General features: G+C 69.8%; 15 protein-coding genes. 5 read left to right on the forward strand and 10 right to left on the reverse strand.

The features are described 5' to 3' along the window. Positions 1-18: 18 nt before the first annotated feature. Positions 19-1,338 (reverse strand): ABC transporter substrate-binding protein, encoded by a 1,320-nt coding sequence (locus tag RM788_RS06145; protein WP_315930524.1) that lies wholly within the window; start codon positions 1,336-1,338, stop codon positions 19-21. Positions 1,339-1,389: 51 nt separating this feature from the next. After that, a complete protein-coding gene (hisD, locus tag RM788_RS06150) occupies positions 1,390-2,715 on the reverse strand; it encodes a histidinol dehydrogenase (protein ID WP_315930525.1) in 1,326 nt (441 codons plus the stop codon). 281 nt (positions 2,716-2,996) lie between these two features. Between hisD and RM788_RS06155 the strand changes: the two genes are divergently transcribed. After that, positions 2,997-3,773 (forward strand): hypothetical protein, encoded by a 777-nt coding sequence (locus tag RM788_RS06155; protein ID WP_315930526.1) that lies wholly within the window; start codon positions 2,997-2,999, stop codon positions 3,771-3,773. A 93-nt stretch (positions 3,774-3,866) separates the two neighbouring features. Here the strand turns inward: RM788_RS06155 and RM788_RS06160 are convergent, their stop codons facing one another. The 3 genes from RM788_RS06160 to RM788_RS06170 are packed head-to-tail and all read right to left on the reverse strand — an operon-like array spanning position 3,867 to position 12,712. Then, on the reverse strand, positions 3,867-4,787 hold the full coding sequence (locus RM788_RS06160) for a Dyp-type peroxidase (protein WP_315930527.1): 921 nt from the start codon (positions 4,785-4,787) through the stop codon (positions 3,867-3,869). A 22-nt stretch (positions 4,788-4,809) separates the two neighbouring features. After that, the gene (locus RM788_RS06165) at positions 4,810-5,280 is read right to left on the reverse strand and encodes an immunity 26/phosphotriesterase HocA family protein (RefSeq protein ID WP_315930528.1); all 471 of its coding nucleotides are present in this window, start codon (positions 5,278-5,280) and stop codon (positions 4,810-4,812) included. Between the two features lie 4 nt (positions 5,281-5,284). Continuing rightward, positions 5,285-12,712, reverse strand: a complete 7,428-nt coding sequence (locus RM788_RS06170; protein WP_315930529.1) for an RHS repeat-associated core domain-containing protein — start codon at positions 12,710-12,712, stop codon at positions 5,285-5,287. Positions 12,713-13,099: 387 nt separating this feature from the next. On the opposite strand from RM788_RS06170, the gene RM788_RS06175 reads away from it, so the two are divergent. The 4 genes from RM788_RS06175 (at position 13,100) to RM788_RS06190 (ending at position 15,585) form a co-directional block, all read left to right on the forward strand. Further along, positions 13,100-13,633 (forward strand): ATP-binding protein, encoded by a 534-nt coding sequence (locus RM788_RS06175; RefSeq protein WP_315930530.1) that lies wholly within the window; start codon positions 13,100-13,102, stop codon positions 13,631-13,633. Between the two features lie 169 nt (positions 13,634-13,802). Further along, entirely contained in the window at positions 13,803-14,216 is a 414-nt protein-coding gene (locus RM788_RS06180) for an ATP-binding protein (protein ID WP_315930531.1), read from the forward strand. Positions 14,217-14,297: 81 nt separating this feature from the next. Further along, positions 14,298-14,867 (forward strand): YdcF family protein, encoded by a 570-nt coding sequence (locus RM788_RS06185; protein ID WP_315930532.1) that lies wholly within the window; start codon positions 14,298-14,300, stop codon positions 14,865-14,867. 274 nt (positions 14,868-15,141) lie between these two features. Then, on the forward strand, positions 15,142-15,585 hold the full coding sequence (locus tag RM788_RS06190) for a hypothetical protein (RefSeq protein WP_315930533.1): 444 nt from the start codon (positions 15,142-15,144) through the stop codon (positions 15,583-15,585). A gap of 89 nt (positions 15,586-15,674) precedes the next feature. Here the strand turns inward: RM788_RS06190 and RM788_RS06195 are convergent, their stop codons facing one another. The 5 genes from RM788_RS06195 to RM788_RS06215 are packed head-to-tail and all read right to left on the reverse strand — an operon-like array spanning position 15,675 to position 22,922. Next, the gene (locus RM788_RS06195; protein ID WP_315930534.1) at positions 15,675-16,583 is read right to left on the reverse strand and encodes an EamA family transporter; all 909 of its coding nucleotides are present in this window, start codon (positions 16,581-16,583) and stop codon (positions 15,675-15,677) included. Between the two features lie 14 nt (positions 16,584-16,597). Continuing rightward, positions 16,598-17,278: a uracil phosphoribosyltransferase gene (upp, locus tag RM788_RS06200; protein ID WP_315930535.1), complete on the reverse strand. Its 681-nt coding sequence runs from the start codon at positions 17,276-17,278 to the stop codon at positions 16,598-16,600. Continuing rightward, positions 17,275-17,952, reverse strand: a complete 678-nt coding sequence (locus RM788_RS06205; protein ID WP_315930536.1) for an HAD family hydrolase — start codon at positions 17,950-17,952, stop codon at positions 17,275-17,277. Before RM788_RS06205 ends, upp begins: the two co-directional genes overlap by 4 nt. Continuing rightward, positions 17,949-18,896: a pseudouridine-5'-phosphate glycosidase gene (locus RM788_RS06210; RefSeq protein WP_315930537.1), complete on the reverse strand. Its 948-nt coding sequence runs from the start codon at positions 18,894-18,896 to the stop codon at positions 17,949-17,951. The genes RM788_RS06205 and RM788_RS06210 overlap by 4 nt, the downstream gene beginning before the upstream one ends. Before the next feature lie 15 nt (positions 18,897-18,911). Continuing rightward, positions 18,912-22,922 carry an amino acid adenylation domain-containing protein gene (locus RM788_RS06215; RefSeq protein ID WP_399345371.1) on the reverse strand — a complete coding sequence of 1,337 codons (4,011 nt, stop codon included), beginning with the start codon at positions 22,920-22,922 and terminating at the stop codon, positions 18,912-18,914. Between the last annotated feature and the right edge of the window lie 213 nt (positions 22,923-23,135).

Consider the following 23,135-nt stretch of genomic DNA (forward strand, 5'->3'; position numbering starts at 1 on the left):
ACCTCGCTGCCGGATTCGCTACTTCTTGTACTCGGCCAGGATCTTCGCGGCGATCTGCTGCATCTGCGCGGTGCCCTCCGCCACCGGCGTGTTGCCGAGCACGACGTCCGCGACCACGGTGCGGGTGTCGTTGGCGATGCGGGAGGTCCACGGGTACGGCTCGGCGGGCGGGGCCTTGCCGATCGACTCCTTCGCCGCGTCGGCGTACGGGCTGCTGCCCGCCGTGACGATGCCGTCGCGCGCCGGGTACGCGGCGGGCACGGAGGCCTTCGACGCGTCGGCGCTCACCGAGGAGGCGATCATCTCGAACAGCATCTTCGGATCGGCGGCCGCGTTCGCCGGAATCGACCAGCCATCCACCGAAAGCGTGTTGTAGAGGACGTCACCGCCCTCGACGGCCGGCGGGGGCGCGAACGCGAACTGCTGGGAGAGCTTGCTGTTGGACGCCTGCGTCAGGTCGTTCATCCGACCGGAGAACATGATCGCGATCGCCGCCGACCCGTTGTACATCTGCTGCTGCACCCTGGGCTGGTCGAACGTGGTGACCTGGGGGTTCATGAACGGGGCCAGCGACCGCAGCTCGTCGAACGCCTTGGCGGCCTCCGGCTTGTCGAAGTTCGGCGTCATCGTGGCCGAGTCCACGTAGTCGACGCCGAGCGAGCCGAGGGCGGCGTCGTACGCGGTGGCGATGTCGGCGCTCGCGAGCAGCGGCAGCGCGACCGGGTACTTGATCTGACCGGCCTGCTGGATCTTGCCCGCGACGTCCCGCAGCTCGGCAAAGGTCGTCGGCGGCTTGAGGCCGAGCGACTCGAAGACGTCCTTGCGGTAGGCCATCACGTACATCTGGGCCTGCATCGGCAGGCCGTAGAGCTTGCCGTCGTAGGACATGGCCTGCCGCATGGCCTTGTTGATGTCGCTGAGCCCGTACTCCTTGTCGAACTCGGCCACGTAGTCGTCGAGCGGCTTCAGCTTCTGCTCCGCGGCGTACTTCGGGACGATGAAGCTGTAGGTCTCGAGGACGTCGTAGGTCCCGGTGTCGCCCGCCAGCGTCGCGGTGGTCTTCTGCACCTGGCCGCCGAAGTCGATCGGCTCGTGCTTGACGGTCACCTGGTTCTTCGAACAGCTCTTCACCATCGTGTTGGTGAACGGGTCGACGGCGGAGGAGTTGTAGGCCAGCACGTTGACCGTGGTGGCCTTCGAGGGCGCGGGGAAGTCGCACTCGACCTGGGCCGCGGTCGAGGACGACGTGCGCGACCCGGCGCCGCAGGCCGTGAGCAGCAGGGCTGCGGAGGTGGTGATGGCGAGCGCTCTTACCGCGGTGGTGCGAGGTCTGGGCATCGCGGGACTCCTGCCGTCCAAAGGGGATCGTGGATTATTCATACGTATGCACTACTCCGGGGCGTCGATCAGGTCCAGGCGGAGCTGCGCACTGTCGCGGTGCGCGACGAGCGCTTCGAAGTCGGACACCGCGACGGTGGGCTCCGCCTGGATCCTGGTCGACTCCCGCGTCGCGCGCTGGTACGTCACCTGCTTGAGGAAGCCCGCGACCGACAACCCCCCGGTGTGCCGCGCGCCGCGCGCGGTGGGCAGCACGTGGTTGGTCCCCGACATCCCCTTGTCGGCGTAGACGACCGTCGACCACGTCCCCAGGAACAGCGAGCCGTAGTTGCGCAGCGCCTCCAGCCACCAGTCCAGGTCCTCCGCCAGCACCTCCAGGTGCTCCGGCGCCAGGATGTTCATGACCTGCGCTGCGGTCTCGCGGTCCTCGACGAGGTAGATCGAGCCGTGGTCGCGCCAGGCCGCGCCCGCGATGTCCCTGGTGGCCAGGCCGGCCAGCTGCTTCTCGATCTGCCGCGGCACCTCCCTCGCGAGCCGCTCGGAGGTGGTGGCGAGGCCGGCGGGCGAGGTCGGACCGTGCTCGGCCTGCGCGAGCAGGTCGGAGGCGACGAGCGCGGCGTCGGCCGTGTCGTCGGCGATCACCGCGACCTCGGACGGCCCGGCGAGCACGTCGATGCCGACCCGGCCGTAGAGCTGGCGCTTCGCCTCGGCGACGTAGGCGTTGCCCGCGCCCACGATCACGTCGGCGGGCTCGCCGTCGAGCAGGCCGAAGGCCATGGCGGCCAACGCCTGCACCCCGCCGACCGCGTGCACGGAGTCCGCGCCGGTGATGCTCGCCGCGTACAGCACCGCGGGGTGCGGCCGCCCGTTGAGCGACGGCGGCGTCGCGGACACGACGTTGCGGACACCCGCGACACGGGCGACGCCCACCGTCATGAACGCGCTCGCGAGCAGCGGGAACCTGCCCGCGGGCAGGTAGGCGCCCACGTTGTCGACCGGGATGAATCGCTGCCCGCAGACGACACCGGGCACCACCTCCTCCTCGAAGTCGACCAGGCGGGCGCGCTGCATCCCGGCGAACCGCCGCGTCCGCTCGGCACCCGCGTCCAGCGCCTCGCGCAGCGCCGCGGGCAACTGGTCGGCCGCGCGGGCCACCTCGGCCGCGGGCACCTCCAGCGAGCGCCCCTCGTAGCCGTCGAGTTCGACCGCGTAGCGCAGGACCGCGTCCAGGCCCTCGCGCTCGATCCGACCCAGCATCTCGGAGACCTTGGCGACGACCTCCGGATCGCGCCGAACAGGGCCGCCGGATCCCGCGGGTTCCTTGACGACCACGAGGCCGCCACCGATCTTCACCTTGTCCGCGTCGCTCAAATGCATACGCATACACTAAGTGTCGACGCAGGTTGTGGCAATACACCGGCCGGCTGCTGTTCACACTGGCCTGCCGTGGCGCCGGAACCCGCGGTCGGAACCGGACTCCACGCCTTCGGCTCGCCTCCGCTCCGTCGGGCGTCACCGATGCCGGACCGCTACCCGTGAGCGCACCGGGCGCACCGACCATGTCGCCCAGTCGTGGTCACGCATTCGTGTTCGCGTGTAACGACGTTCGGCCGAGGGCGACTCCACCTGGTGATCACCTACGTCGAACGGAGCCGAGGATGAAGCTTTCGCAGTTGGCCGGACAGCAGCGGGTCACCGACAAGGAGATCCAGCAGACCGACGAGTACCGGGAGGTCGTCAAGAACGCGTCGGAGGAGGTGGCGCTGCTGACGTGCCGGATCGTGCTGCGCGGCACCACCGGGGCGCTGCCGGAAGCCGCGTCGATCGTCAAGGCGCAACTCACCGCGTTCGGCGCGTTGAGGAGACTGGCGGACGACGACCGGACGATGACCTGGGTGCCCTCCGGTCCGGGAGGCAACAACGCCTTCGTGTCGCTGGTCAACGGCGACGTCGACAAGTTCGACTTCGCGCCCGGCACCACGGTGAACTGCTGGGAGGTCGTGCTGCTCGCGGCCGTGCTGGACGGACAGGTCACCACGACCGACAGCCTGCGCGCGATCTACTCGAGCAGACCTCGCGACTTCGAGGCCGAGTTGATCCACCGGTTGACCGGCGATGCGCTGACCGCCTACGACCCCAGCAGTTCGGCGGGCAAACCCCTCCCCGGCGACATCGTCCTGTTCGGCGGCCTGGACCACGTGGTGATGGCGACCGGCAAGGCGATCCAAGGGCCGATGGTCGATCCCGAGCACCCGACCGGGACGAGCGTCATCAGCTTCTGGCCCGCCCCGCTGGTCAAGTCCTTCGGCCCGAACACCCGCACGAAGGTGGACTGCACGACCATCGAGGCCATCCTGGAGTGGTACTCGGCCAATCACCAGCCCCTGCCCACCGTCACGTTCGGCAGTCCCAGGTGGTCGCAGCTCAACCAGTGACCGACTCCGGCAGCCCGGGACCGGGGCGTTCCCAGTGGTGCGGGGCACGTTCGTGAGGATCGAGGGCGACGCGGTCGACCGGTGGATCCCCGTTCAGGCGGGGACGGAGAAGTAGCCGCCGCCGACGGCCAGCAGGTAGGGGTGCAGGGCGTCGGCGGTGAGGCGTTGCTGGGCGCGGGCGAAACCGGTGGTGAAGTCCTTCTGGAAAGCCATGAACACCACGCCGCGGTCGTCGCCACCGCCCTCGTGGACCCAGGAGCGGCGGAGCATCACGGGGGCCGCGGTGCCGGGGGTGCGGGGGTTCATCGTGCGGACGTGGGAGTCCAGCGCGGTGGTGGCGCCGTCGGGGTCCGCGGCGAAGTCGGGGGTGCCCGTGGGCGCGGTGCCGTCGAGCCAGGTGCCGTCGGGGTGGCGGCCGATGACGCGGGTGCGGACCTCGGGGGTGTCTGCGTCCCAGAGGGGGTGCGCGAGGCGGATCACCCGGACGGCGAGCAGCGAACTCCCGTCCGGGAGCAGGACGTCGGGGGTGTTCGTCTGCCCCTCGACGAAGCCGAACGGGTTGCGCTGCAACGGAAGCGACGGCGCCTGGTCGACGGTGTCACGGCTGACCGCGGTGCGCCAGGCGACCTCGGCGGGGACGCGGGCCAGCAGGGCGTCGAGCCGGGCGGAGCAGTCGTCGTCCCCCTCGACCTGGAGGAAGGCGTCGGGGTTGGCGCGTTCGGGGAGCAGCACCTCACCGGGGAACGGCGGCATCGCGGACAGGCCCGGTGCCAGTGCCGGGCCCAGGCCGACCAGGACACCGGGTTCGCCGCGCAGGCTGAGGAGCGCCTCGCGGGTGTTCCCGCCACCGCGCAGGAACGCCACGGCGCCTGCCCGGCGCGGGCGGCGCAGGGCAGGGTGCAGGCCGGGCGGGTCCTCGGGTGCGGTCGGGTCGTCGGCGCAGCCGCCGAGGGCGGCCAGCAGCGCGAGCCCGGCCGCACCGGTGAGGAACACCCGACGGGACGGGCAGGTCACCGGTGGACCTCCGGGGTGGGCGTCATTCCTCGACGGCCAGGCCGAGGGCGCGGCTGACCTCGCGGTCGACCAGGCCGTAACCTGCCAGGCCCCAGAACCCGCACGGTTCGGTCCTGGTCGTGGGCTTGCCGTCGAGGTCGACGCAGCGGCCGCCGGGTGAGACCTCGAAGCAGTGGCGTTCCAGCACGTCACCGGGTGCGAGTCCGGTGTGGGCGACGGTCCGGAAGTAGCCCTTCGACCAGGGGAGGCGGTTGATGAACAGCGGTGGCAGGAGCAGCGCGTCCGTGGTCAGGCGTCCGGGGTCGACGTCGGGCCCGTCGGCCACCACGTCGTAGACGTAGACCAGGTTCGAGTCGGGCATCGGCGCGCGGTCCTCGTCGATGCCCGTCTCGACCACCCGGCCGAACAGGTGCCTGCCGTCTTCCACCCGCAGGGTGAACACGTCCCCGGCCAGCAGTGCTTTGCGCGAGCCGCGGCCCGCGATGAGGTTCATCCGGTCAGAATCCGTTCCTGCGCAGCCAAGCGTTGCCCCAGTTCACGGCCTGCTGGTAGTAGGGGTGGCTCGGGCTGATGCTGTTGATCTTGTTGAGGCCCTGGCTGCGGTTGATCAGCGCCTGTTCGATCGCCCGCGCCTCCCCGCGGGTGACCCCGCCCTGCGCGGTGACCCGCTGGAGGTAGTCGAACCTGCTGCCGTGCTGCGCGGTGCGGTTCGCCAGGTTGTTCGTGATGCCCGAGTATACGTCCTTGCCGTTCTTGATCCCCTTGTAGACGTCGACGCCCTTGTCGGCGTTGCGGCCCACGGTGAGCGCCTCCGGCAGGGCGGGCATCCCCTTGCCCAGACCGCCGAGCAGGCCGCCGAGGGCGCCCATCGCGCAGCCGCCCGCGGCCGCCCCGCCCACGCCGCCCCAGCCCCAGTCGACCTTGCGGCCGGCGAGGCGCTGTCCCGCGTAGTCGAGCCCGCCGCCGATGAGCCCGCCGACCAGGCAGCCCACCAACGGGTTGTTGCCCGACGGGTCGGTCAGGTTGGTCGGCGAGTTCTGCGTGTAGGCGTAGAGGTTGCTGCCGCCGGAGATGCCGATCGGGTCCTCGGAGATGAACCGGCCCAGGCTCGGGCTGTAGTAGCGGGCCCGGTACTGGTCGAGCCCGGTGCCGTCGTCCTGGCGGCCGGTGAACGACAGGTCGGAACCGCGCTTGTCGCCGGTGGCCGTCGGCACGCCGAACGGGTCGAAGGCCTGGTTGGCGGCGAGGGTGCCGTCGGCGCGGCCGAAGCCGATCGCCGAGCCCAGGGCGTCGGTCAGGGTCGTGTCGGTGACCCCGGCCTTGGTGCGGCCGAACCACTGGTCCACTCCCCCGGACAGCAGCGACGCCGAGAGCGCGCCCGCGCCGTCGAGTTCGGCGGCGACGTTCGTGCCGTCGTAGAGGAACTTGGTGGTGGTCGCGCCGACCGTGCGGCTGCTGCGGTCGCCCGCGGCGTCGTAGGCGTAGGTGCCGGTCAGGCCGGTGCGGCTGGTGCCGGTGAGCTGGCCGCGCGCGTTCCAGGTGTAGGCGGTGGTGCCGTCGGCGGTGAGGTTGCCGTCGTCGTCGTAGGTGAGGGCGGCGCCGTCGGTGGTGAGCAGCTTGTTGGCGTCGTCGTAGGTCAGGCCCGTGCGCGCGGCGGGCAGGGTGGTCTGGGCGAGGGCGCCGGTGACCGCGGTGCGCCGACCACTGGCGTCGTAGGTGTAGGCTAGGGCGCCCTTGGCCGTGCCCGCCTGGCTATAGGCGATGCCGGTGACCTGGCTGGCGGTGTCGTAGGTGAGGGTCTGCGCCCAGCCGCCGGGCAGGGTGACCGTGGCGGGTCGGCCCGCCGTGTCGCGGGTGATCGTGGCGCTGTCGGTGCCGCGGGTGACGCCGGTGAAGGCGCCCGCCGCGTCGTAGGTGTAGGTCGTGGTCGGGAGACCGGGCAGCGTCGTGGTGGTCTGCCTGCCCACGGCGTCGTAGCCGTAGCCCACCGTCCCGTTGGGACCGGTCGTGGACGTGACGCGGTCACGGGCGTCGTGGGCGTAGGTGGTGGTGCCGCCCGCGCTGTCGGTGACCGTGGCGAGCCGGTCGAGGGCGTCGTAGGCCAGGGTGGCCTGCGACTGCTGCGCGGTCGCGCTCGTGACGCCGTAGCGGGTCCTGGTGGACCGGTCGAGGGCGTCGTAGGTGGCCTCGGTGCGGACCCCGGCGCGGCTGACCGCCGCGGTGACCCGGCCGGCCGGGTCGTAGGTGACCGTCGAGGTGCGGTTGAGCGGATCGGTCGTCGAGGTCGCGCGGTCCTGGCCGTCGTAGGCCCACCGGGTGGTCTTGCCGCGCTGGTCGGTGTAGGTGGTGAGGTTCCCGTTGGCGTCGTAGGCGAACTGGCTGACGCCGCCGAGCGGGTCGGTGACCTTCACCGGCTGGTTCTGCGCGTCGTAGGCGGTGAGGGTCGCCGCGCCGGACGGGTCGGTCTCCTGGACGCGCCTGCCCGCCGCGTCGACGAACATCTTCGTCACGCGGCCGAGCGGGTCCTTGACCGAGGTGGCCGCGCCCGCCTCGTAGGTGAACGTGGTGGCGGCACCACCGGGGGCCGTGACGGTCGTGACCTGGCCCGCGGAGTTCCAGGCCATGGTGGTCTTGCGGGAGGCGGGGTTGGTCGCGGTGAGCGGGTTGCCCTTGGCGTCGTAGGTGTAGGTGGTGGTCTTGCCCGCCGGGTCCTTCGTGGTCAGCGGTTGGTCGAACGGGCCGTAGGTGACCTGCTCGGAGACGACCTGGTCTGCCGTGCCCACCAGCTCGGTGACGGCGGTGACGCGCTGCTGGGCGTCGTAGGTGTAGTTGGTGCGCCTGCCGTAGGGGTCGATGACAGCGTCGACTCGGTTGTCCGTGCCGCGCACGTACGTCGTGGTCCGGGCCAGCGTGGTGCCGTAAGCGGCGGTGTCGGTGGACACCATGTGGTTGGCGTCGAACACCACCCGGCGGACGGACCCGTTGGGTTGGGTGACGCGGGTTTCGGTGATCTCGTTGGCGGCGTTGAGGGTGTAGGCGAACTGGTAATTGCCGCCGTCGGCGAGGTTCTGCCGCTGCACCCGCCCGTTGGCGTCGTAGACGACGTCGAGGTAGGCAACACCCCTGGCGTCGGTGATCTTGGTGATGCGGTTGGCGGTGTCGTAGGTGTAGGTGGAGACCTTGCCCGCGACGTCGGTCACGGTGGACAGGCGTCCGCCGGTGTCGTAGGTGTAGAGGACCTGGCGGCCGATGTTGTCGAAGGCGCGGGTGACGCGCGCGGAGGCGTCGTACTCGAAGGAGATCCACCGGCCGCTGGGCGAGGTGATCTGCGAGACCTCGCCGTTGCTGCCGCCCGTGCGGGTGAAGGTGACCTGGTTGCCGTTGCGGTCCTGCATGGCGCGGGCGCGGGAGTACCAGGGGAAGAAGAACTTGGTGCCGTCGCGCAGGCTCAGCACCCAGTCGCCGTTGACCTGCGCGACGGTGGAGCCGGTGAACCTGCCGGGTGAGCCGACGGCGCCGAAGACGGCGTCGGAGTAGCCGGTGCCCGGTGAGGTGCGCACGTAGTGGGCGCGGCCACCGCCGGGTGTGTAGACGTCGACTTCCTGGTACTGCTGCTCCGAGGCGAGGAACAGGTTGAAGTCGGAGCCGGAGTTGAGGCCGAACTCGCGGCTGTGGTTGTCGCCCTGGTAGTACTGGCGGGTCAGGGTGACGGGCAGGGTGTCGCCGAGGCCGAGGTCGGTGTGGCTGTCGGTGAGCAGGCCGGTGGACAGGTCGACCGGGTCGCCCGAGAGCTTGTCGATCAGGTCCTGCCACCACGGCTTGTCCGGCTTGGGGTTGCCGCCGGTGTTGAACATGGCCCCGTCGAACGTCCACAGCTTGGTCTTGTCGTCGGGCACGACCTGGCGCGCGTCCGCGCTGACCTTGCCGTGGCCGTAGACGTACCAACCCTTGTCCAGCGGGTCGTAGTTCCAGAACTCCACTTCGGACCCGGCGGGCAGCGAGGTGTAGTTCGGGTACACCACGCTCGCGCCCTGCGGGAAGATCGTCGCCCCGCCGGGCTGGACGGTGAAGTACACCGGCACGATCCCGTTGCGCGGCAACGGGTACGGAGCCCGGTCGAGCGGGATCGCGGTGATGCCCAGCTCGCGGACGACGTTGCCGTCCATGTCGCGCACCACGGACCCGGCCGGGACGCGCACCTCCAGACCGGGGATGTCCGGGGTGGTGAGCACGGTCTCGCGCGAGGTGGGGGCGTCGAGCTTCTGCGTGTGCCTGGTGTCCAGCCTCGGCAGCCACACGGTGGCGTCGAGGGCGGTGGTGGCCCCGGCGACGACCTTCGCGCGGATGCGGAAGGTGCCGTACCTGGCGGGTTCGGTCTTCGCGGCGTACCCGTCGACGATCACGGTCGTGGCGTTGGGGCGCACGCCGCGGACCAGGAACCGGCCCTGGGCGTCGGTGGTGGTGCGGACGTCGTCCACGCGGACGGGGATGCCCGCGAGCGGGGCGCCGTCGAGGCCGCGGACGTGGCCGCTGACGGCGGTGATCCCCTTGTCCGCCACCAGGTCGGTGACCGGGCCGGGGTCGGCTCGGCGGGTCAGCCAGTCGTTGCCCGCCAGGCTGCCCGCGTCCGGCTTCCACGCGGCCGAGGTGCGCGGGTCGCCGTCGGGCAGCGGGGTCGCGGCGTTGGGCGAGTCCGGGTCGGTGGCGACGACGGTCTCGCGGTTGGGCGGGGTGCTGATCCGCGCGGGCTTGTCGACGTCCGCGCGCAGGTAGTTCGGCTCGGTCTTCGCGACCGCGACGGGGTTCGCCGCGGCGGGCGGAGGCGGCGCGGGGGCGACGGCGGCGAGCCCGGCGGTGACGGTGGCGGTGAAGGTGCTCCCGCCGACCAGGGCGTCGTTGGGGTCCACCACCAGTTTGTAGGCGCCCGTGGTGGGCAGGGTGATGTCCAGGCTGTAGTTCGGGTACTGGGTGGAGCCGACCCGGTTGCCGTCGGGGCCGGTGACCCACCAGTTCATGCCGCAGCAGCCGAAGGCCGGCGAGCTGGCCGAGGACTGGAAGACGATCCGCTGGCCCGCCGTGCCGGAGAAGCCGGAGTAGGCGTTCTGGCCGGGGTTGGCGACGGTGATCGTCTTGGTGGCGCCGGTCAGCGGCAGGGTGCCCGTGTCGGCGTCGGCGGGGACGTTCCACGCCTTGAAGTCGATCGAGCCGGTCAGCGCGTTGTCCGGGTCGACGATCACCTTGTACGTGCCGGTTTGCGGCAACGCGATCGTGTTCAACGTGTAGTTCGGGTAGAACGTGCTGCCGACCCGCGTCCCGTCCGGCGCCTGCAACCACCAGGTCAGACCACAGCAGCCGAACACGGACGACGCGTTCGAGGACTGGATGATGACGCGCTGGTCGGCGGTGCCGGAGAAGGTGCTGTAGCCGTTCTGGCCGGGGGTGGAGTTCGTGACGGTCCTGGTGGTGCCGTCGAGCGCCTGCGCACCCGCGTCGACGTCGGCCGGGACGGTCCACGCCTTGAAGTCGATCGAGCCGGCCAAGGCGTTGTCCGGGTCGACGATCACCTTGTACGTGCCGGTTTGCGGCAACGCGATCGTGTTCAGCGTGTAGTTCGGGTAGAACGTGCTGCCCACCCGCGTCCCGTCCGGCGCCTGCAACCACCACGTCAAACCACAACACCCGAAGACCGGGGAGGCGTTGGACGACTGGATCAGCACGCGCTGACCTGTCGTGCCCGCGAAGGTGGTGAACGCGTTCTGGCCGGGGCTGGCGACCGTGACGGTCTTGGCCGTGCCCGACAGCGACAGGGTGCCCGCGTCGGCGTCGGCGGGGACGTCCCAGGCGGCGAGGTCGATCGAGCCGACCAGCGCGTTGTCGGGGTCCACGATCACCTTGTACGTGCCCGTTTGCGGCAACGCGATCGTGTTCAACGTGTAGTTCGGGTAGAACGTGCTGCCCACCCGCGTGCCATCCGGCGCCTGCAACCACCACGTCAAACCACAACAACCGAAGACCGGCGAGGCGTTGGACGACTGGATGATGACGCGCTGACCTGTCGTGCCCGCGAACGTGGTGAACGCGTTCTGACCGGGACTGGCGACCGTGACGGTCTTCGCGGCACCGGTCAGGGGCAGCCCACCGGCATCGGCGTCGGCCGGAACGGTCCAGGCGGCGAAGGTCAGCGAGCCGACCAACGCGTTGTCCGGGTCCACGATCACCTTGTACGTACCCGTTTGCGGCAACGCGATCGTGTTCAACGTGTAGTTCGGGTAGAACGTGCTGCCGACCCGCGTGCCGTCGGGGGCGGCGAGCCACCAGGTCAGCCCGCAGCACCCGAACGCCGGGGACCCGCCGGAGGACTGGATGAGCACGCGCTGACCGACCGTGCCCGCGAACGTGGTGTAGGCGTTGCGGCCCGGATCGGCGATGGTGACGGTCTTCGCCGTGCCGTCGAGCGGTTGGGCGCCCGCGTTGAGGTCGGCGGGAACGGTCCAGGCGGTGAAGGTGAGCGAGCCGACGGCGGCACCGGACGGATCCATCCAGATCTTGTAGGTGCCCGCCTGGGTCAGGGTCGTGGTGTTGAGCGTGTAGTTCGGGTACAGCGTGGAGCCCACACGGGTGCCGTCGGGGGCTTCCAGCCACCAGTTCAGCCCGCAGCAGCCGAACGCCGGGGAGGCGCCCGACGACTGGATCAGCACGCGCTGGTTCACCGCCCCGGTGAACGTGGTGTACGCGTTCTGGCCGGGACTGGCGACCGTGACGGTCTTCGCGACTCCCGCGAGCGACTGCGCCCCCGCGGCGAGGTCGTTGGGCACCTTGTGGATCGTGACGTTCGTGGTGCCCGCCGAGCCGGAGGTGTTGCGCACCAGCAGGGAGCGCAGGCCGGCGCCGGTCTTCGGGCCTGGCTCGATCCAGCCGGACCCGCCGACGCAGTTCGCCGAACCCGTCTGCTTGTTGCGCTCGTCGAACGCCCACGAGTCCAGGCCGCAGTAGCCGAACGTGCCGCCGTCGAGCTGCACGGCGAACCGCTCGCCGTCGGCGGCGGAGAAGTAGCGGAGCGCGTACTTGCCCGCGGCGACCGGCACCGGGGTGGCGGTGCCGACCGGGATGGAGGCGGCGGTGTCCAACTCGGCCGGGGTCGCGGGCGCCGGGGGCACGACCAGGACGGCGGTGCTGGTGGCGGTGCCCGCCGGGGTGCTCAGCTGCACGGTGCCGCTGCCGACGCCCGGCGGCACGGTGACCGTAAGGGTGGTCGCGGTCCTGGCGGTGACGGCGGCGAGGATGCCGTTGATCCGCACCAGGTTGTTGGCGAACTCCGGGTCGGGGTTGGTCACCGCGAGCGTGACGACAGTGCCGGCGGGCGCGGTGGTCGGGGTGAAACCGGAGATGGTCGGCTTGTCGTTGGCGATGACGGTGACGCCCGCCAGCGTCGCCGTCCCGGCCGAGGTGGTGACGGTGACCGGACCGCTGGTCGCGGCGGCGGGCACGGTGACCGTGAGCTTGTCGGCGGCCGCGGTCTTGACCGTCGCGGTGGTGCCGTTGATCTTGACGGTGTTCGCCGCGACCGTGGTGCCGAAGCCCTTGCCGGTCAGGGTGACCACGTCCCCCGCGCGCACCCGGCTCGGGACGGCGGACAGCACGGCGATCGCGGGCGTGCCCAACCGGTCGACGGACAGGATGTTGCCCGCCGCGTCGTAGGTGTAGCGGGCGATCGCCCCGTCGGCCGCGACGACGCCGACCAGCCTGCCCGCGGCGTCGTAGGCGTAGGAGGAGGCTCCCGGCGGCGGATCGGCCAAGGGGGCCGCGACCCGCGCGGGGGCGGGTGCCGGTGTCGCCTGTGCGGGGGCACCGACGGCGGTGACCGTCGAGGAGACCACCGCCAGCACTGCCAGCAGGACGGTGGGTAAGCGTCGTTTCTGGCGCACTGGGTCTCCTTGACCGGCACAGCGTCGGTATACCGATCAGTCCATCGCACCCCCGTGTCGCCGCGTAACGCCGTCAGGCCGATCGACTGCGGGACTCCGATGCGCGGCGCGGCAGAAGAAACCGGACAGCCCAGCGGGGCACGACCGAACGGCCGCCACACCGATTCGCCACTTGCCAGGAGCGCGCCGATCGGCCCAGCGCGCGCTGTCACCGGTCTGGCGTACCGGGCCATCACCGCTCCCCATCGGGTGATGTCACCCGTTCCGATGACCAGGGGTGACCCGATGATTTTTCGGGTATCCCGGCTACGTCGGCCACCGACCTCGCTGGTGGCCGACGGACGCGGGACGCACCTCCTCCTGGTGGTGGACGTTAGGAGCACGACGATGGCCGAATCCGACCTCAAAGCACGCTCATGGCGTGCCGTTTCCGCCGACACGCCGCTCGTGCGGACCGTGTCCCCGGCAGCGCCGCGGATGCCGGGGAGTGCTGCCTACCAACCGGTGCAGGGCGCGAAGGGCGGTGTGCTGGTGGCCATGTCGGTGACCTCCCACCACGACGTGGCCGTCGTGAGGCACCGGTTGCAGCAAGTGCTGCACCGGTCCGACCGGGACGTGGTGCAGGACGTGGAAATGGTGGCCACCGAACTGCTGGCCAACGCCCTGGAGCACGCCTTGGCCCCGTGCGGGGTGACGGTCACCGGCTACCCGGCCCCGGACAGCACGGGGCGGTCGGGTCTTGGCGAAGTGGTGATCGAAGTCCTGGACGGCTCGTGCGAACTGCTCCCGGTGCTCGACCGCTCCTCCACGGCCTCCCACCGAGGCCGGGGGATGCGGCTGGTGCGAGCCCTGTCGCATTCGTGGGGAATTCTCCAGTCCGGGCGGACGAAGACGGTCTGGGCCTCGATGCGCCTGGTCTAGCGGTGCGCGTCCGGCAATGCACGTCATGGCTCCTGACGCCGCCGGACCTCCCGCCACGGGAAGTCCGGCGGCGATCGGCCACGTGGTCCGACGAGCGCCGCACGGCTCGCCGATCGGCCGGACGGGGCAATCGCGAATACCTCCCGCCTCGGCGGGAAACCCTCCTCCCGTGACAGATCGCCATCACACCCTCGAACCGAACCGGGTGGAGATCGACACCTCGCTGCGGTGCGACAACCTCCGCGCCATCCGCGACCACATCGCCGAGATCCTCACCGGGTACGACTCGACGTTCGTGCACGACGTCCAACTGGTCACCACGGAACTGGCCGCCAACGCCTGCGACCACGCCGACCAGCCCCGCCACCTGTGGCTGCGCCGCGAGGTCCACGACGGACGCGGCGCCGAACTCGTCGTGGAGGTCCGCGACGCCACGCCTGAGCGTTCGCCGGTGGTCGGGGTGTCGCGCATCGCTCCCGAACGGGGCAACGGCATGAAGATGGTCGAGGCGTTCTGCACCGACTGGGGTGTGCGCAACGACGAGGACGCCAAAATCGTCTGGGGACGCATCCCCATCCCCTAGGACTCCGCGCCCACCCGTGGAGGAAGACACCGGACCGCGGCGTCCTGGAGTCGCCACATGCGACGGGGAACGGGACTGGCGGTGGCCGGGGCCGCGTTCCTGGTCTGGGGTGAGTGGCTGAACTGGCGCTGGTCCCGCGCCCTCGTCGGGAGCGGCACCGGCTCATCCGAAGCCGTGGTCGTGCTGGGCTACCGGAATCCGCAACCGACGGCGAACTCCGTCAACCGCTGGCGGGTTCGCGCCGGAATCCGTTCCGCCGGCGATTCGCGAGCCACGCGCGTGATCTTCAGCGGTGGTGTCACCGGCAGCGGAGCCGCGGAGGCCCGGTTGATGGCCGACTACGCGAAGTCGGTGCTCGGGCTCGACGGCACGGTGCTCCTCGAGGACGAGAGCACGACGACGTGGGAGAACATCACGAACGTGATCCCGCTCCTCGATGACGTGGACCGCATCAAGATCGTCTCCCAACCGGCTCACGCGCTCAAGGCCCGTGCGTACTTGCGGCGGCAGCGCCCTGATCTTGCCGAGAGGCTCGTGCGAGCGGACGAGTACCGCTTTGGCGAGTGGATGATCGGCAAACCGCTGCTGGCCCTGTACGGGCTTTGGACGCTGCGCGTCCTCAAGACCGAGGAACGGGAAGTCTCGCGGTAGACGGTCGCTCTGGTATCGGTGTCAGGCATCCTGGTGTGCGGCGTGATCAGGAATGCCTTGGAATACCGGACGTGCGCAGAAGTCCGAATACAACCGATTGTCGCCAGACCGCCGTTGTGCGGTCCGATCGGCGGTATGGCGCGACGCAGGGTGAGCGGCGACGGAAGTCGACTGACTCAATCGGGTGGGTAACGCGGTACATCCCCGTCACAGGCCCGTTGTCAACGGATTATGTGCCGATGCAGGCCACACTCCTCCGCACTCGGGGCGGCTCGTGAGGATTTCGCAACGCACCCCTGATTCCGGGACCACCGGTCCCGGTCGCGTCGACCCGATCGACGCGCTGCACCTGCTGCGCCGGATCGGCTTCGGCGGCGGCCGCCTCTTCGGCGCGCGAGGGAACACCACGGCCCTGCACTACCGGCGGAGTTGGCGCGGGGTGTCCGATGTCGTCCTGGTCTACAGCGAGAACGACGCGGAGGCCTACCGCGCCGACGACCCCCTGCAGGTCGACGGCGACCCGCTCGACCTCGCCTGCCGCCCGGACCTGCTGTGCGAGGTGGTGGGAACGGTGGCCGAGGTCGTCGCGGAGGTCACGACCTGGCCGGTGGACAGCACCTTGCCCCGCGATTCCGAGAGCGGCCGGCCGGCGCCCGGTTCAACCGGGATGACCGCGCCACAGCCGATCGCCCAGGATCACCGCGACCGCTGCGGGTGACGTGCTGACACGGGCCGGAGCCGTGATGGGGTCGCCGCGTCGTGGACAGCCGGTCTCCGGATCCTCGATGACCCGGAGACCGAACACGGTCACACCTTGATCGACGGCTCGCCCGGCAGGGGCCCGACGGCCGTCGTCTGCTGCTTGACGGCGTTGAACTGCACCAGTGCGATGGCGCCGATCAGGATCAGGGCGCCGAGCAACTGCACGATCGTCAACTTCTGGGTGAGGAAGACGTAGCCCAGAACGGTGGCGACGATCGGGCTGACGAAGCCGAGGAACGACATCGCGATGGCGGGTAGCCGGTCGGTGCCCCGGAACCAGATCGAGTAGCCGAAGAGCGAGCCGAACACGATCAGGTAGCCGAAGCCGAGCGCGTTCGTCGTGGTGATCGTCGTGGGCAGCCCCTCGACCAGCAGCAGCACGGGCAGCAGGACCAGACCGCCCGCGGTCAGCTGCCAGCCGGTGAACAGCAGGACGCCCACCGGGCGCTTCCACCGCTTGGTGAGGACGATGCCGGCCGCCATGCAGACCGCCCCGCCCAGCGCTGCCGCGACGCCGACGAGGTCCAGCTTCGCGGTCGACTTCAACACCAGCAGCGCCACACCGCCGAACGAGAGCACGCAGGCCACCAAGTGGACCGGCGTGACGCGGTCCCGCAGGAGCAGCGCGGCGAAGAAGAGGACGAGCACCGGTTGCACGGACCCGACCAGCGCGGCCACCCCACCGGGCAGGTGGTAGGCCGCGACGAACAGCAGGAAGAAGAACGCGCCGATGTTGAGCGTGCCCAGCACGAGCGCGCGCCACCACCACAGGCCGGTCGGCAGGACGCGACCCAGTGCCAGCAGCACCAGGCCCGCGGGCAGCGCCCGGACCGTGGCGGCCAGCAGGGGCCGGTCCGGTGGCAGCAGTTGCGTCGTCACGAGATAGGTGCTGCCCCAGATCGCCGGGGCCAAGGCGGTCAACCCGGAATCGAGCAGCAGACGATTTTTCCCCACCGAACGCCCCTGTCCTACTTGTCCGTACCGAAGAACCTGTCGCCGAAATCGCCTATGCCGGGAAGCATGTAGGCGTTCTCGTTCAGCTTCTCCTCGATCGCCGAAGTGACGATCCGCACGGCCGGGTGCCTTTCGCACACGGCCGTGATGCCCTCGGGCACGGTGATCAGGTTAATGAAGATGATCCGCTCCTCCGCCACACCGTGCTCCAAGAGCACTCGAATGGCTTCCAACGCCGTCCCCCCGGTGGCCAGCATCGGATCGAGCAGGAGCACGTGCCTGCGGGAGATGTCGGCCGGGAGCGCCGAGTAGTACAGGTGCGGGAGTTTGGTCACCTTGTCGCGCTGGATGAGGATCTTGCCGATCCGGATCGACCTGCACACCTCGCGCAGGACGCCTTCCATGCTCTCCCCGGCGCGCACGACCGGCACGCCGACGAGATCCGCGGCGAAGTCCAACCCCCGGTACACGGCTCCCACGGGAGTCCGGACGTCACGGGGTTCGAACGGGAGCAGGTCGAGCGCCGACTCGACCAGCAGGCGGATGATCCGCTCCGAGTAGAACACGAAGTCCTGGCGGCTCGCGTCGCGGTCGCGGATCACGGTGTGCAACGCCCGGAGTTGATTCGTCTGCGGCAGCGGGAACAGGGACTTCCCCAGGTAGCCGTCGATGGGTGCGGCCGTCGTGCGCGTCATGCCTCGCTCTTTTCCGTGGTGCGGCTCGCGTGCGCGACCACGTCGCCGAAGTCCTCCGCGATCCAGGTCGGCTCCGCGGACCGCAACCGGTCCACGTCGTGCACGCCGTAGGTGACGGCGATCGAGTCCATGCCCGACGCCCTGGCCATCAGCAGGTCGTGCGTCGTGTCGCCGACCACCACCGCGTCCGCCGCGGCCACCCCCAGCGCCTTGAGCACCGCGAACCCCATCTCGGGATCCGGTTTCGGCTTGCTCACCTGGTCGGCTCCGACCACCAGGTCGAACCACGACCGCAGGCCGGCGGCCTCCAGCAGCGCCTCGGCGCTCGCCGAGAACTTGCTCGTGGCGACGGAGAGCAGGAATCCCGCGTCCCGCAGGACACCGAGACCGTCCACCACACCGGGGAACACCAGGGTCGGCGCCACGGGCAGCACGATCTCCCGGAAGAGCACCAGGTACCGCTGGACGCACTCCGCCACCAGCGCGTCGTCGGTCGGGCTGCCGAGCAGGCCCCCGAACGCCTCGCTCAGCGGGCGGCCGATCGTGGCCCGGATCGCCGCGTCACCCGGCTGCGGCGCGCCGATCTCGGCGAACACCGCGGTGAACGCGCGCACGATGCCGCTCGGCGTGTCGACCAGCGTCCCGTCGAGGTCGAACACGACCGCGCGCCTCATCGGACAGCCTCCGAGATCACGGTCGCGTGTGCCGCCGCCAGCGTGCCCGCGACCCTCGCGGTGCTGATCAGCACCGCCATGTTCGCCTTCGCCGACCGGCCCTCGGTGGCCCGGTCGACCGCGCGCATCAGGTACTTGGTGATCGCGTTGCCGTGCACGCCGTCGCGCGCGGCCGCGGCCGTGGCCTCGGCGATCACCCCCTCGACCTCGGCCTCGTCGATGGCGTCCTCCGCCGACGTCGGCGTGGTGATCAGGAACCCGCCCGCACCGCCCAGCGCCCAGTGGAACTCGATCGCGCGGCCGATCTCGACCGCGTCGTCGACCCGGTGCGGGCTGCGCAGCCCGCTGGAGACGCAGTAGAAGGCGGGGAAGTCGTCGGACCGGTAGGAGACCAGTGGCACGCACTGGGTCTCCAGGTACTCCATGGTCAGCTTGAGGTCGAGGATGTTCTTCGCGCCCGCGCACACCACCGCGACCTTCGACCTGGTGAACTGGATCAGGTCCGAGGACACGTCCATGGTCGTCTCGGCACCGCGGTGCACGCCGCCGATGCCCGCCGAGGCGAAGAAGCGGATGCCCGCGAGTTCGGCGGCCACCAGCGACGACGCCACGCTCGTCGCGCCCAGCCCGCCCTTCGCCAGTACGAGGGACATGTCCCGGCTGCTGACCTTGGGGACGCCGGGGGTCGAGGCGAAGCGCTCGACGTCCTCGTCGGTGAACCCGATCAGGATCCGACCGTCGTCGATGCCGATCGTCGCGGGGACGGATCCGCCTTCGCGGACGGCGGCCTCCACCTTGCGCGCGGTGGCGGCGTTGTCCGGGTAGTCAAGGCCGTGGGTGATGACGTTGGATTCGAGCGCCACCACGGGAGCGCCGTCGCTGATGGCGTCGGAGACTTCCTGGCTATAGACGAGCGGAATGGTTCCGGTGGGTTGGAGCGGCATTGCTCACCTGTTCCGTCAGTAGTTCGGCGACTTGTGCAGCAGGTTCTTGCGGTTCACGATCTCGGGCACGTAGACGTTGTCGTTCCACAACTGCTTCTCCACCGGCTCGAGCGCGATCGACACCACGCCCTCGTCACAGCCGAAAGCACGTGCCACCGCGGCGCTCACCGCCATGACCAGCTCGAACTCCTGCTCGTCGGTGAGCGGCACGGGAAAGTGCTTGATGTTGACGTGGGGCACGATGTCCTCTTCTCGTTCGGCGCCGATGCGGCTGATCGCGGCCACCAGCTCGCTGATGTCCGGTTCCTTGAGCACGCTGTAGTGATCGGCCGCAAGCGTGGTGAAAGTGGCTGAGCGCGGGTCGTGCGCGCCGCCAGCCTCGATGAACGACCGGTCGTCGCCCGCGGCCTTGAGGATGGTGATCGGCGCGGTGATCCGCCGTTCGGCCAATTCGGCGAACGTGTACTTGAACCGGTAGGTCCGCGCCACGATCCGGGTGATCCGCAGGACCAGGTCCCGATCGAGTCCGGGGAACTCCCGGCAGACGAACGCCGCGAAGGTCTCGTCGTCGACCGCCGCGGCGAGGCACCGGCCCACCGCGGGACCGGTGACAGCGCCCGCGAAGACCGAGAACAGGATCGTCACGTACGCGGGGTCGTGGTAGCCGACGTCGCCCGTCGGGCCGCCCCCGTCGACCTTGGGCGATCCCGGCGCGATGAGCACCAGGTTCTCCACGGTCTCCCCCGCCGCCTCGAGCAGGTAGGCCGTCTCGAACGCCACCCGGGCCCCGAAGGAGTAGCCCCACAGCGTGTACGGCCCGGACGGCTGGACACGGCGGATCTCCGCTACGTCGGCCGCGGCCATCTCGGCGAACGTGCCGTAGGGGTCCTCACCGTGGTTGATGCCGTGCGCTTGGACGCCGTAGAAGGGCCTGCCGAACGCCGCCGCGGCCGCGAGCGTGCGCAGGTTCATCGGGTAGCCGCCGAGACCGGGCCAGCAGAACACGGGCCCGCCCGTCCCCGTTTCGACCAGTGGCACCAACCTGGACGCCGTGGCGGCGTGCTCGTCGTCGAGGCGGCGCGCGAGGTCCCGCACGGTCGACGCCTCGAACAGCACCTGGAGGGGCAACGAGCTCCCGAACGCGCGGTTGATCCGGTTGACCAGTCCCACCGCGATGAGGGAGTTCCCGCCGGTCTCGAAGAAGTCGTCCAGGGTCGACACGACCTCGCGGCGCATGAGCTTCTTCCACAGCGCGAGGACACGGCGCTCGGTGCCCGTCCGCGGCGCGGCGAACGGCCGGTCCGTCCGGCCCGCCTCCGTCAGGCTGGAAGCGTGCAGCGCCTGGGCGTCGATCTTGCCGTTCGCGGTCAGGGGCAGCGAGTCGAAGACGACCACCTTGTTGGGGATCATGTAGTCGGGCAGCAGGGTGACCAGGTCGTCCTTGATCAGCTCGGCGGGGCCCTTCATGTGGACCACGTCCTCCTTCATCCCCTCGCTGCGCCACTGCTCGTCGGTGACCCGGCCGCCGACGAAGAAGTACGAGGGGCCCGAGTCCTCGCCGTTGGCCCGCAGGATCGCGTCCATCCGGCGCGCCGAGGGGAGGTCGTCGCCGCTCTTGGAGCTGTACCCGGACGACATGAGTCCGATGTGCACGTCGTTCATCGAGAGGCGTTGCAGCGTCCGGCCGAGATCGATGTAGCGCAGCCAGCCCGTCCCGGTGCGGCTGACGACCGTCACCCCGAACGCGGCGCGGTCGTACACGGCCTGGTTGATGGCGATGACCTGCTTGCGCAGCACCATGTCGTCGGCGAAACGGGTGAGCCGCCCGTCGGCGTAGCGGTACTGGCCCGACGGCAGGTCCGCGACCCGCCCCGGATGCGCCTGGACGTAGAGGTCGACGTGCTCCTCGCGGTGACCGTTGTAGGGCACCAGTTCGAACGTGCCGAGGTAGTAGTCGTCCGGCAGGCAGTCGAGCGAGTCCTTCACCGCGGGCGCGTACTCGCGGGCGACGATGTCCAGGCCGTGTTCCGGCAGGACCTCCTCGAACAGGCCGACCATGTGGCCCGTCTCGATCTCCAGCACCTCGACGATGTTGTTGCGGTAGACCGGCTCGATCGCACGCAGCCTGCCGATGAAGTGGATCCTCACGTGGGCGTCGGCCGACTGCGGCCGCGCGCTCATCAGGACGAGCTGGTGGCGCAACGGGTGGTAGTAGTAGACGCCGGACGCCAGGTCGCCGATCCCGTTGATCTCCAGGTAGAGCTGCGTCGCGTAGAGCGAGCCCGGTGACGCGTAGCCGTACTTCGGCAGGATCCGCTCCTCGCCGACGTGACTGCCGAAGTAGCGCAGGATCTCGCCGAACTCGGCGAGGCCCACCTCGCCCACGTGCCGTGAGCCGGTACCCGTGACCCGACGGCCGAGCAGTCGCAGGAGGTCCGCCTCGCGAACCGCCTCGCCCTCGTAGAACCGGTAGGACTTGCGGGTGAACGCCTGCGTGCGCTGCCTCACCGCCGGGGACGCCCCCGCGAGGGCGGTGGTCGACCTGCCCGCGAGATCGTCGGCCCGCACCCCCGGGTTCGACAGCTGCGCCCGGACCTGGAGCCTGCCCGCCTTCGACTGGTGGTGCGCGCCGTGGTTGCCCTGGTCCATCAGCGCCGCTTCGGCGGGGTTGAGTTCGACGCACGCGATCAGGTTCTGGAACCCGGTGTGCTGGTCGTCCTTCACCAGCACGCTGGCGGCCTTGACCCAGTCGTGGGTCTCGATGGCCAGCTTGATCTCGTCGAGTTCGACGCGGAAGCCGCGCAGTTTCACCTGGTTGTCGGTGCGCGCGACGAACTGCGCCGTGCCGTCCGGGTGCCGGTAGACCAGGTCGCCCGTGCGGAAGAGCGACCCGTCCCGAATGAATCTTTCGGCGGTCAGACCGGGCTGGTGCAGGTAGCCGCGGGCAAGTTGCGTTCCGCCGATGTGCAGTTCGCCGACCTCCCCGTCCAGCACCTCGTCGCCCGCGTCGTCCAAAACGTGATAGGTCGTTCCACGGGCGGGAAGCCCGATGGGGATGGACTGCGGATAGCTGTCGATCGACGCCCGGTCCACCACGAAGGACGACGAGTTGATCGTGCATTCCGTCGGGCCGTACACGTTGACGAGCTCGCAGTCCGGCATGACGTCGAGGAAATGTGAGGCCAACGTCCTCGAAAGCGCTTCGCCGCCGCTGAACACCTGCGTGAGCGAATCGCACGTGGACAGGAGTTCCGTGTCCAGAAGCGCTTGGAGCAAGGTGGGTACGCATTGCAGCGTGGTCACCCGGTTTTCGACGATGACCTGGATCAGCTTCTCGGCGTCGCGGTAGATCCCCGGAGTTCCCATGACCACCGTCGCGCCCCGACCAGGGGCCAGGATCTCCCATTGCGCGGCGTCGAAACTCATCGGGGTCTTCTGGATCACGACCTTGTCATCGGCCAGTCCGTGTTCGTCACCCAGCCAGAGCAGCTGGTTGACGACGCTGCGGTGCTCGATCATCACCCCCTTCGGCTTGCCCGTGCTGCCCGAGGTGTAGATGACGTACGCGAGCCTGTCCTGGCCGGCGTTCGGGCTTCTCAGCGGTAACGAACCCGCTGGTGCGGCGCTTCCGACGTCCTGCGGGGTCACGATCAGCACGCCGGGCGGGCACAGTTCGGCCAAGCGCGGCTTGAGCTGGTCGGAGGTGAAGACGACCTTCGTCCGGGAGTCCGCGATCATGTAGCGCAGACGCTCCTCCGGGTACTCCGGAGACAGGGGGAGATAAGCTCCGCCTGAGAAAAGAATTCCCCAGGCACCGACCATGAGGTCCACCGAGGGTTCGACGAACAACCCGACGCTGTCATCAGGAGAAACGCCGACCGCTTGCAAGTGGTCGGCCAGCAGCGAACTTCGACCCGCCAGTTCGCCGAAACTCAGGACTTCGTCACCGCATACCACAGCGGGACGCCTTTCACGCAATTTCACCTGTTCAAGTAACAGGTCGACCACATCGTGTCCATATGGCATTTCCGAAAATCCCCCATTTTTCACCACGCCGAGACCACCCAGACCCGACGTCACCGATGCCCGGAACTCCGATTCACCAACCGATTGGCAGATTTGCTGAAATCGGCACAAGAATCGCATCCTCACCGCGCGCGGTAAGGATGAGTAGGCTCGACATGCACCCCCAGTGGCGCTGCCTTGCAGGCTGTTTTCTACAGTACCGACGACTCTGTC

Origin of the sequence: Umezawaea sp. Da 62-37, from assembly GCF_032460545.1 — a bacterium.
Taxonomy (GTDB): Bacteria; Actinomycetota; Actinomycetes; order Mycobacteriales; family Pseudonocardiaceae; genus Umezawaea.